This window comes from Flavobacterium sp. PL12, assembly GCF_039123485.1.
Taxonomy (GTDB): Bacteria; Bacteroidota; Bacteroidia; order Flavobacteriales; family Flavobacteriaceae; genus Flavobacterium; species Flavobacterium weaverense.
Genome location: NZ_JBANDI010000005.1, coordinates 156,610 through 168,097, shown reverse-complemented (window position 1 = coordinate 168,097; position 11,488 = coordinate 156,610). Strand labels below are relative to the sequence as shown.

At 34.0% G+C, this 11,488-nt stretch carries 9 protein-coding genes; 2 read left to right on the top strand and 7 right to left on the bottom strand.

The features are described 5' to 3' along the window. Positions 1-278 precede the first annotated feature (278 nt). Positions 279-1,844, top strand: a complete 1,566-nt coding sequence (locus RCH19_RS04280; protein WP_343022181.1) for a YdiU family protein — start codon at positions 279-281, stop codon at positions 1,842-1,844. 8 nt (positions 1,845-1,852) lie between these two features. On the opposite strand, the gene RCH19_RS04275 is transcribed toward RCH19_RS04280, so the two are convergent. The 5 genes from RCH19_RS04275 to RCH19_RS04255 all read right to left on the bottom strand — a co-directional run bounded on the left by RCH19_RS04275 (position 1,853) and on the right by RCH19_RS04255 (position 5,682). Then, positions 1,853-2,374 (bottom strand): hypothetical protein, encoded by a 522-nt coding sequence (locus tag RCH19_RS04275; RefSeq protein ID WP_343022180.1) that lies wholly within the window; start codon positions 2,372-2,374, stop codon positions 1,853-1,855. 75 nt (positions 2,375-2,449) lie between these two features. Beyond that, positions 2,450-3,106 (bottom strand): NAD(P)H-binding protein, encoded by a 657-nt coding sequence (locus RCH19_RS04270; protein WP_343022179.1) that lies wholly within the window; start codon positions 3,104-3,106, stop codon positions 2,450-2,452. A gap of 2 nt (positions 3,107-3,108) precedes the next feature. Beyond that, on the bottom strand, positions 3,109-3,576 hold the full coding sequence (locus tag RCH19_RS04265; protein ID WP_121925655.1) for a DUF1456 family protein: 468 nt from the start codon (positions 3,574-3,576) through the stop codon (positions 3,109-3,111). A gap of 56 nt (positions 3,577-3,632) precedes the next feature. Further along, the gene (locus tag RCH19_RS04260) at positions 3,633-4,664 is read right to left on the bottom strand and encodes an aminotransferase class I/II-fold pyridoxal phosphate-dependent enzyme (protein WP_343022178.1); all 1,032 of its coding nucleotides are present in this window, start codon (positions 4,662-4,664) and stop codon (positions 3,633-3,635) included. 7 nt (positions 4,665-4,671) lie between these two features. After that, positions 4,672-5,682 carry a dipeptide epimerase gene (locus RCH19_RS04255; protein WP_343022177.1) on the bottom strand — a complete coding sequence of 337 codons (1,011 nt, stop codon included), beginning with the start codon at positions 5,680-5,682 and terminating at the stop codon, positions 4,672-4,674. Between the two features lie 180 nt (positions 5,683-5,862). Here RCH19_RS04255 and RCH19_RS04250 point away from each other — a divergent pair, with 180 nt between their 5' ends. Continuing rightward, positions 5,863-6,264, top strand: a complete 402-nt coding sequence (locus RCH19_RS04250) for an excinuclease ABC subunit B (RefSeq protein ID WP_343022176.1) — start codon at positions 5,863-5,865, stop codon at positions 6,262-6,264. On the opposite strand, the gene uvrB is transcribed toward RCH19_RS04250, so the two are convergent. Then, positions 6,261-8,252 (bottom strand): excinuclease ABC subunit UvrB, encoded by a 1,992-nt coding sequence (gene uvrB / locus RCH19_RS04245; protein ID WP_343022175.1) that lies wholly within the window; start codon positions 8,250-8,252, stop codon positions 6,261-6,263. The two genes, RCH19_RS04250 and uvrB, sit on opposite strands and share 4 nt — an antisense overlap. 125 nt (positions 8,253-8,377) lie before the next feature. Then, positions 8,378-11,413, bottom strand: coding sequence for a TonB-dependent receptor (locus tag RCH19_RS04240; RefSeq protein ID WP_343022174.1), 3,036 nt, complete (start codon positions 11,411-11,413; stop codon positions 8,378-8,380). Positions 11,414-11,488 lie beyond the last annotated feature (75 nt).

The window sequence follows — 11,488 nt, the reverse complement described above, 5'->3', positions numbered from 1 at the left end:
TTGAATAATCTTTTTGGGTTCGCTTTAAATAGCGACTTACTTCTAGGTTTTCCATAAGGATACTTTTTTGTGTATCGCTATTTCAGGACGGGACAGTTATATATTATTAAGTCCTGTTTGCTTCGGTAAACAGGATTTTTTTTGCCATCTCGGTAAATAAGTAAAAAAGTTTCAATCATAATATAAAGTTATCGTAAAAAAGGAGTTATCTCTTTTGTAACGAATATCTTTGTATGCTACTCGAATTAAATATTTCGTGTTCACAAATATTTTAAGCAATGAAACTACATATTCAAAATAATTTCACTTCCCAACTGCCTGCTGATGCATTAGAAACTAATGTTCCTCGACAAGTTTATCAGGCATGTTTTTCGTTTGTTAATCCTATAAAACCTTCAAAGCCCTCACTAGTTCACGCTTCAACTGAAGTAGCTGAAGAAATAGGTCTTTCAAAAGAAGATTTACTATCTGATGATTTTCTAAATGTCTTTTCAGGCAATACAATTTATGCAGGTACTAAATCCTTTGCTATGTGCTACGCTGGACATCAGTTTGGAAATTGGGCTGGGCAATTAGGAGATGGTCGTGCCATAAATCTAACTGAAGTAATTAATGGAGATAAATCGTTCACGTTGCAGCTAAAGGGAGCAGGTCCAACGCCCTATTCAAGAACAGCAGATGGTTTTGCTGTCTTGCGATCCTCCATTAGAGAATATTTATGTGCAGAGGCGATGTTTCACTTAGGTGTTCCTACAACGCGTTCCCTATCACTAATGCTTTCTGGTGATCAAGTTTTGCGTGATGTGTTATATAATGGAAATCCAGCTTATGAGAAAGGAGCTATCGTTAGTAGAGTAGCGCCTACATTTATACGTTTTGGTAGTTTTGAGATTTTTGCTTCTCGAAAAGATGTAGTGAATCTTAAATTATTAACTGATTTCACAATCAAAAACCATTTTCCCAATATTAAAGAAGATGGTGTTCCTAAATATTTAAGATTTTTTGAAGAGGTTACTCAAGCTACTTTAAAAATGATTGTAGAGTGGCAACGTGTTGGCTTCGTTCATGGAGTTATGAATACTGATAACATGTCAATTCATGGTATAACTATCGATTATGGACCTTACGGGTGGTTAGAAGATTATGATTCTGGCTGGACGCCAAATACGACGGACAACCAACATAAAAGATACCGTTTTGGAAACCAACCTGAAATTGCGCTTTGGAATTTATACCAATTGGCAAATGCTCTTTATCCCTTGATTGATGATGCTAAGGCATTAGAAGCTATTTTAGAAGCATACACTTCTAATTATGAAAAGGAATATTTGAGTATGATGCAAGATAAATTAGGTTTACAAAACAAACTAGATGATGATTTGTTTCTAGTAAATCGATTGACTGAATTGCTTGAAAAAGCGGAGACAGACATGACTATTTTCTTTAGAAATTTAAGTAACATTGCAAAGCAAGATTCAGCAGTATTCGCTTTTGATAAAATCAAAGATGCTTTTTATAATGAAAAGGATTTAAATGAAGTGACATTGAAAGAGTGGCATGATTGGTTTGAAATTTATAGTTTCAGAATTAACGAACAAAACTCAACTGATCTTGAACGTCAAGAAAAAATGAATCTTGTAAATCCTAAATATGTATTGCGAAACTATATCTCGCAGTTATGCATTGACGATGCAGAGAAAGGTGATTATTCTTTGTTAAATGAATTATTCGAAATACTTAAAAATCCGTATGATGAGCAACCTGATTTTCAAAAGTGGTTTGCCAAAAGGCCTGACTGGGCACGCAACAAGGTGGGATCATCAATGTTAAGTTGCAGTTCTTAACGTCTATTTTATTTGATACCAATCGACTCGTGGCCTTTCAATATAATTTTGTTTTTGTTGTCTAAGTTTTCTTTGGTTCTACCCAAAATATTAATGATTTCATGTTTAGTGCTAGTTTCTCTTAATTTATAAAAATCTTGCGAATTTATAACTTCAACCTTTAAAATGTAATTGCGATCTAGTAGGACGGAATTTAGATTATCTTTTATTATTTCCCCATTAATCATAAAGACAACATCACTTTTTTTAATAGTTGTAAATTCAGATTTGATTTGTTCTAAATTTAAAAAATCAAATTTATGTGGATTTTTAGAAGTGATGCTAACTACGCCTGAAAAATGTTTATCATTAATTATCGTGTCATTCTTTTTGATATTTACGGATTCTATTTCGTCAGAGACGAGATGCTTTAATGTTATTTGTGATACTAAATTTGAATCAAGTAAATAAGCCGCTTCGTTGCTTTTAATATCTTGTGCATAAAATAATGATGTTGTAAACAAAAGATGGATCGTTAAGAATATTTTCATCTCTGAAGTATTTTCATTTTAGGTAAATATAACAAAAAAAATCCCGCTCGTTAGGAGCAGGATTTTGATATTCAATTATTTTCCGATTTCTTGAATCATATCTGATTCATATATTTTAAAACCTACATTACTTCTCTGTGCAATTGTAAAAAGTGCTTTTGCGACGGTTTTACCCTCAATAGGTTTGTATTTTTTTAAATTTCCAAAAAATACAAATGAAAGTACTTTCATGAAAAAACCACCTACTTTTTCTGCTAATCGAAATTCAGTTCGATCACCAAGTAGCAGCGATGGTTGCAAAACAGCTACGGTTTCGAAATCAGTTGCTTTGAGATATTCTTGAATTTCACCTTTCGTTTTTAGATAAAAATTAGAAGAACTTGCATTTGCACTTAAAGATGAAATTATTAAAAACTGAGTAACATTATTTTGCAATGCAAATGAAGCAAACTGTTTTGGATACTCAAAATCTACTTTTCGAAACTCTTTTTGACTTCCTGCTTTTTTGATGGTTGTGCCAATGGTGCAAAAGAAATCATCGCCAACTATTAATTGAGAATAGGTTTCAGGTTGATCAAAATCAATAATGTGCTGTACTAATTTCGAATTCTTAATTCCTAAATCTCTTTTAGTAAAAGCAATTACTTTACTATACTCATTACGTTCTAAAAGTATATTTAGGAGGTGTGAACCTATTAAACCTGTACTTCCTATAACTAATGCCGTCTTCAAACTTATGATTTTTTATTTTTACCAAAGTTGAATTTAACTTTCTCAACGACTTGAGGCTTAGAATTTCCCTTAGGATATTCCTTTTTTTTCGTACTTTTTGTCGCTGGTCGCGATTTAGAAGGTGCTTCATCACCTCTTGACTTTTCTTCGTCGCGTGGTTTTGCTTTAAATTCAGGTCTCTCTTTCGATCCTTCTTTCGAAGGGATTTGAGCTTTATGTTTTGCTAAAACATCATTTGGATTTTTCGGATTTTCTTTCGTTCCACGTAAATGAATTACTAAAGCATTTAGGAAATTGCGCAACACTTGGTCACCGCATTCCATATAATTTTCATGTTTCTCATCTCGGAAAAAAGCACCTAATTCTGATTTAGTGATTCTAAAATCTACCAGTTCTAATATTTCAATTATTTGATCGTCACGCAACATTAAAGCAACGCGAAGTTTTTTAAAGATATCGTTGTTAGTCATCATTTTTATTTTTTACAAATGTACGTTTAAAATGTAATTACACCACTTTATTTGAATCACAATTGGTGTGCGTTTAAAACGCTAATAATAGCATCTAGGTCCGCCTCTCTGTGGTTAGCTGTGATTACAATTCTGTTTAAATCGGAAATACCAGTTGCGTATTTAAAATTAGTTGTGATTATTTTATGACGTAATAATAGTTCTTTTAATCCTTCTATTTCAGGATAGAGTAGGGGATAATTTTTATCAAAGTCAACAGCTTTATTTTTCACTAAATGAGATTGAATGTAATCTAGATTTGCTTTCATTTTTTTGTGCTGATCTACATAAATATTTTCAGCGTCAGCTACTGTTTGTGCAAAAGCTGCATTCATTCCTGCACTAGAAATAAATGTACTTAAATTTTTAATATTATTTATAAATGCAGCATCACTTGCAATTACACCTCCAGTTAATCCCCATGCTTTTCCTAAGGATGCAATCATTATTTTTCTCTTACATTTTGGCAGTAGAGTTGTAGCATATATTCCGCAACCGTTTGTGCCTAAAATTCCCAAGGAGTTTGACTCATCTATAACTAAAGTAATTTCTTTATTTGATGGAATAGAATTAAGAATTGTAAAGTCAGTGGCAGTAGTACAAAAAGAAGGCACCGAATCTGCTAAAATCGTGATGCGTTCAATTTTTCCATCAAGTAATCGTGGATTTATTTCGAGTCCAACAAAGAATGGAAGGCTAAACGAATGCTTTAAAGCAGTGTGGGTGTTTGGAAAGTGAAAAAAACAATCCGTTTGCTCTTCTAAAGCCTCCACAACTAACTTTCCTGCAAGCATTCCTGACGAAACTGTTACTGCTGATTCTGAATGAATAAAATTCGCTAAAAATTTTTCGGCATTATCATAAGCTGATAATTTAATATTTGCATTTCTGGAACTGCCGTAAGCTGTACCCCATTTTAAAATATTCTTTATAAGCAGCTGCTGAAATTCATGATTTGTAGGTAAACCTAAGTAGGCTGTTCCTCCAAAATAGAGGTATTCTTCACCATTAATTTCTATTGTTCGATCGGGAAATTGGTCGACTTTCATTCTTCAATTAAATTAGTGTCACACCTGTTCCATTGAGTTCAGAATACGTAATTTTTCCAAAATCTATTGTTACTCCTGTGGCAATGTCTTTCGCAAGTAGTAAAGCTCCATCCATATCAACGTAATCTAATTGGGGTAACAGTTGCGCAATTGCTGATATTCCTACTGTAGATTCTGTCATGCAACCTACCATTGTTTTAAGACCTAATTTCTTAGCTTCTTGAATCATTCGTCTTCCGGGCGTAAGTCCACCACATTTTACCAATTTGACATTTACACCGTGAAAGTGATTGTGACATTTTGCTACATCTTCTTCAATAATGCAGCTCTCATCTGCAATTATTGGTAAAACTGAATGTTTAAAAACTTCTTTATGTCCATCCCAATTATCTGCTTTTAAAGGTTGTTCTAGGAACTCAACTCCTAATTTTTTTAAAGCTACAGCATTATTAATAGTCTCTTCAACACCCCAACCACAATTAGCATCTATTCTAAAAATTGCATTGGTACGCTTTCTTAGTTCCGTGACAATTGCAATATCTTCTTTTGTCCCTAATTTAATTTTATAAATAGGCCATGGAAGTTCTTCCATTTTTTCAACCATTTTTTCAATTGAAGCAATTCCAATAGTGTAATCTGTCAATGGATTTGTTTCAGTTGTATAATTCCATAGTTCATACAATTTTTTTCCTTTTTGACGAGCATATAAATCGTTATAAGCCATATCTAGTGCGCAGAGCGCAAACATATCATGTTTTAAATGTGGATGAATTTTTGACCAAAAGTCTTTTGGTGTTTCATTTATTGTACTTTCTATTGTAGTGCGAATTTTTTCTAAATCCTGCATCATTACTGGTACAGTAGTTTTATAATATGGGTTTGAAGTGGCTTCACCAAAACCTGAAAACCCGTCTTCTTGAAGTTCGACAATCAAAGAGGGCTGGAAGTCAATTGATTCTCTTGAAATTGTAAACGTATGTTTTAATTTGAGGTTGTATTCTCTAAGGATTAGTTTCATTTGATTCTAAATTTAGAGATTAAAATTAATGATTTATTGTTAATAAAGTGTTTAATTGTGTTCTTTTTGTTAAGAATTTAAATTATTAGTAGGCGGTACTTAACTTTCAGAATTAGGATTTCAATTCTAACGTTTTCTATTATGATATTAAAATGATATTTTAGCTAAAAATACAATGCAATGAATTCATTCGAAGAAAAAAGAAGTTTACTTTTAGAAATGATAGCCTTTTCTACCGTTGATGGACATTTACACAAAAGGGAATTTGAATTTCTTGAAATTGTGGCAAAGGAACTTAATTTTGATAGCGAAATTTTTAAAGATTTCTTTCATCAGGAATTACCTTCACTACCTATTAAATCAGAATTTCAGAGAATACAACAGTTTTACCGTCTTGCTTTACTAATGTATTGCGACGGAGTTCTGCATAAGAACGAAGCTATTGCAATCCAACAAATTGCGCTTGAAATGGGTCTTAGTCCACTAGCGACAAAACGTGTTTTGAAATTGATGTACGAGTCTCCTAATGCTATTATAGATCCGAAGATTTTATTAAGTATATTTCAGGAACAGCACAATTAACTTAATTGGCCTTGTAATTTTTTAATGTCATCGCGTAGTTTTGCAGCTTGTAAAAAGTCTAATTCTTTTGCAGCTTTCTCCATTGATTTCCGTTTTTCTCTAATTAGCTTTTCGAGTTCAGGTCTTGGCATATAAGCCGTATCCGGTTCTGCAGCGCTGTCTAGCGTTAAACCTAATTCATAATCAACTAATGGATTTTTAGTAAAAGCACTTTCTATTTTCTTATTAAGCGCCATCGGAACTAAATTATGTTCCGTATTGTAGTTAATTTGTTTTGTTCTCCTGTAGTCGGTTTCATCAATCGTTTTTTGCATGCTTTTAGTAATTTTATCTGCATACATGATTGCTTTTCCGTTTAAATTTCTCGCTGCACGACCAATTGTTTGCGTAAGCGATCGATGGCTTCGTAAAAACCCTTCTTTATCTGCATCTAAAATTGCAACAAGTGAAACCTCGGGTAAATCCAGCCCTTCACGAAGTAAATTGACTCCAATCAACACATCAAAAATTCCTTTTCGTAAATCTTGCATAATTTCTATTCTCTCTAGTGTATCCACTTCAGAGTGAATGTAGCGGCAGCGAATGTTAACTTTCGTCAAATATTTAGCCAACTCTTCTGCCATTCTTTTTGTCAAAGTGGTTACTAAAACGCGCTCGTCTATTTCAGCTCGAACTTGTATTTCTTCAATTAAGTCGTCAATTTGATTTAAGCTTGGGCGAATTTCGATGATTGGATCTAATAATCCCGTTGGACGAATTACTTGTTCCACAACAACACCTTCCGTTTTTTCTAATTCATAATCAGCAGGAGTTGCTGAAACATAAATCACTTGATTTTGCATTGCTTCAAATTCTTCAAACTTCAACGGACGGTTGTCCATCGCTGCAGGAAGTCGGAAGCCATATTCAACTAAATTTTCTTTTCTGCTTCTATCTCCACCATACATTGCGCTCACTTGTGAAAGTGTAACGTGGCTTTCATCGACTACCATTAAATAGTCTTTAGGAAAATAATCTAGCAAACAGAAAGGTCTAGTTCCGGGTAAACGGCCGTCTAGATAACGAGAATAGTTCTCAATCCCTGAACAGTAACCTAATTCCCGAATCATTTCTAAATCAAAATTAGTCCGCTCCTCTAGTCTCTTTGCTTCTAAATGTTTTCCTATTTCTTTAAAATAATCCACTTGTTTCACTAAATCTTGCTGAATTTCCCAAATAGCGCCTTGCAGTACATCTGGTGATGTCACAAACATATTAGCGGGATAAATCGTTAATCTTTCAAATTTCTCAAACACTTTAGAATCTTTCGTATCAAAACTTTCTATTTCTTCTATTTCATCTCCAAAAAAGTGAATGCGATATGCTTCATCAGCATAACTTGGATACACATCTACCGTGTCCCCTTTTATTCTAAAACTTCCCGGATTAAAGTCGGCTTCTGTTCTCGAATATAAACTTTGAACTAATTGATGTAGTAATTTTGTTCTAGAAATTATTTGCCCTTTTTCAATAGGAATTAAATTTTTCTGAAATTCTATAGGATTCCCAATACCGTATAAACATGACACAGAAGCCACCACTAAAATATCTCTCCGTCCAGAAAGCAAGGAAGCCGTAGTAGACATTCTCATTTTTTCTAGTTCTTCATTAATAGATAAATCCTTTTCAATAAAAACTCCTGTTACAGGCATGAAGGCTTCTGGTTGATAATAATCGTAGTAGGACACAAAATATTCTACTGCATTATTAGGGAAGAACTGCTTGAATTCTGAATACAATTGTGCAGCCAAAGTTTTGTTGTGTGCTAAAACTAAAGTTGGTCGTTGTACTTCTTGAATAACGTTAGCAACCGTAAAGGTTTTTCCAGAACCGGTAACGCCTAAGAGGGTCTGAAATTTATCACCATCAATAATTCCTTGAGCTAATTTTTCAATTGCTTGCGGTTGGTCGCCTTTTGGCTGATAATCGGATACTACTTGGAAATTCATTTAATTAAGGGGCAAAGATTTAGAGATGCAAAGGTACAAAGTTTGAATTATTTTTATACTTAAGTTTAAGCCAAAAAAAAACCATCATGCTATGCATGATGGTTTTAATAATCTATAAAATTAGTTTAGAAACTAAAGCTTAATCTAGCAAAAAGGAATCTTCCGTTCATACCAAATTGTGAAGTGTTTCTTGAATATACAAACTGATTTGCATTCGATAAATCAATTGCAGATGGAGCAGCAGTATAGTCAACAGCTCCACCAACTAATCTTGGCTTAATAGCATTTTGTGGTCCAAGATTTTCATCTGGGTAAATATCAAAAAGGTTATTAGCTCCAATAACAATTTTAGCAGCTTCAGTAAGTTTAAAACCTACAGATAAATCAGTAATTATTTTCGCTCCCCATATTGGATGTTCTACTTCAACTACTTGACCGTTTACAAGTGCTCCTTCAACTCTTCCATCTCCGTTAGCATCAGCTGTATTTGGATCTGTTACTTTTCCAAAATAAACGTTTCTTAAAAAGAAATCGAATTTTTTGTACGAAAGTGAGTTAGACAAATTAGCTTTAACTCTTGGAATTGCCTCTTGCAAATACACTCTACTAGCTTCAGAGTAATATCTGTTTACTTGACCATTCGCAACTAATGTTGGAGAACCTTTGATAGCTCCAACTCTATATGTTTCTGAAAAAGTACCTGATAAATCTGATTTTAAAGAAATATTATTTCCAAAACTTGTTTTATGACTAATCACGATATCAATTCCTTTTGACTCTGTATTAATTGCATTTGCAAAAAATGTAGCAGCGGTTGCTCCAGCAGCATCAAACTGAAGTTGAAGATCTCTTTGCGGTGTTCCTGCAGCAAATGTTCCTGCTGGACGAGCAAATTGATCAGTTAAAACAACTCTGTCATCAATTTGTACAACATAAGCATCAGCTGTTAAAGTAAGATTTGCTGTTGGAATTTTAGCGGTAAAACCAATGCTAGCACTTTTAGATTCTTCTTGCTTCAATTTAGGAATTCCTAATGCTTGTGCAGGTTGAGAGTCGTTACTAAAAGTTCCTACTTCAAACGGTACACCACCTACAAATTGCGTAGCTGTCGAGTTAAAATAGATTTGGTGTAACGATGGTGCTCTAAATCCAGTTGAAACAGCTCCACGTAAATTAACGTTTTCAGTCAACTTGTAACGAGTTGCTACTTTGAAATTTGTTGTGTTTCCAAAATCAGAATAGTTTTCAAAACGTAGTGCTCCATTAACTAACCATTTTTCGGTAACGTCATACTCTAAGTCTATATATATTGCAAAACTATTACGGCCTTTATCAATAGCATTTGAAGGTCTAAATCCTGGAAAAACTTGCGCTCCTCCTGGTCTCGCTGCATTGAAAAAATCAGTAACCTTAATGTTGTTAGGAGTTGTACCTGTCACTATTCCGCCATTGATGTCATATAAATTATACGAATCTGGCACGCCTTCATTAATCTTAAAATTTTCGTTGCGATACTCTGCTCCAAAAGCAATATTTAGCTTATCAATCTTTCTGTTAATATCAAAATTTAATGTATTTTGGGCGAAAGCCAATCCACCTGCGTCAAATACCGTTGGAGAACTTTCTCTCATCGAAGAATTGACTGTGTTTTCAATTGAATAATCTAGAGCATTTCTACCGTAAGTGTTACTCAAATCAAAATTCCAGTTTTCAAATAGCATTCCTCTAAGACCTGCGGCAATTGATACATCGTTAATTTCAGTATGGATTTCTGGTAAAAAACCGTTTGGATACAATCCAGAATAACCCCTAGATTGATTCGGTCTTCTATAAAATCCTGCAGCTTCACCGTCTCTATAACTCGTTCCACCAAAAGCGTATGCTTCTAATTTATCGTTAATAGGGTAGGCAGCATTTAAAAAGAATTGAGCGCTTTTCACCGCTGATTGTCCCACTTTCATGTTAAAATCTTTTCTTTCTAAATTTCTATACGCTAATTCTCCAGCTGTTGCATCAAAGTTTAACGCTGTTTGCATTTGCGCGATAGTCGTAGCGCCAAGAATCGCCGTTTGTTGTCCTGGTGTAAAGTAGCCTACTGCCGGAGCATAGGTTTTAATTGCAGAAAGAATTTGTAATGTATTTGGAGTGTTAGTAATGTTTCCAAAAAGTGCGTTAATATTTGTTCCTGCAGCTGCTGCTCTATCTTCTACTGCGTTGTAAGCGTTAAATAATGTACCAGTTACATCTTTTGCTCTACTTGTTGCATCTCTCAATTGAAAGCTTGCAGTAGCATTAATGAAACTTTTTTCTTTTCCAAGACCAGTTCCGTAGTTTAAGTCTAATTGGTAATTTCCTCCATCAACTCCACCTGAATGATCGTTAGCATTTTTCGAAAAATTTCCTCCTCCAAAAAGATTAACGTCTAACTTGTTTGTGTTTTTCTTTACATTAATATTGATAACACCTGCAATAGCATCAGAACCATATTGTGCAGAAGCACCATCTCTTAATACTTCGATTTTATCAATAGCAAAAGCTGGAATAGCATTTAAATCTGTACCAACAGATCCTCTACCTGGAGATCCATTAATATTTACAAGTGCAGAAGTATGTCTTCTTTTACCGTTAACTAATACTAATACTTGATCTGGACCTAATCCTCTTAATTGAGCAGGATCGATGTGGTCTGTTCCATCAGCTACCGTTGTAGTATTAGATGTAAACGACGGTGCAACCATGTTTAAGATCTGGTTTAAGTTAACTTGTGGACCTTGTGATGCAATTTCTTTCATAGAAATTACGTCAATAGGAACTGCAGATTCTGTTACTGTTCGAGTAGGATTACGCGAACCTATTACAACGACATCTTGAAGTGATTCGCCAGCGCCCATTAAGGTTACGTTTAAAGTAGATCCAGTAACTGTTACTGATTTAGTCTCTAATCCCACGTATGAAAATTGTATAACATCTCCTGTTTTTGCAGTAATTGTATACTTTCCATCACTATCTGAAGTGGTGCCTTTTTTGGTTCCTTTCACAACTATTGTTGTTCCGGGCAAGGTTGATTTGGACTCATCGGTAACAACTCCCGAAATTTTAATTTCCTGAGCGGTCAATCCCACTGAGAAAATTAAGGTTAGAATAAATAAAAGTTTTTTCATTGTTAGTTATTTAAGGTTTTGAGTGCTAAAATACTACTTAAATAACGTTAAATTATCCTTTTATTAGCAGAACAT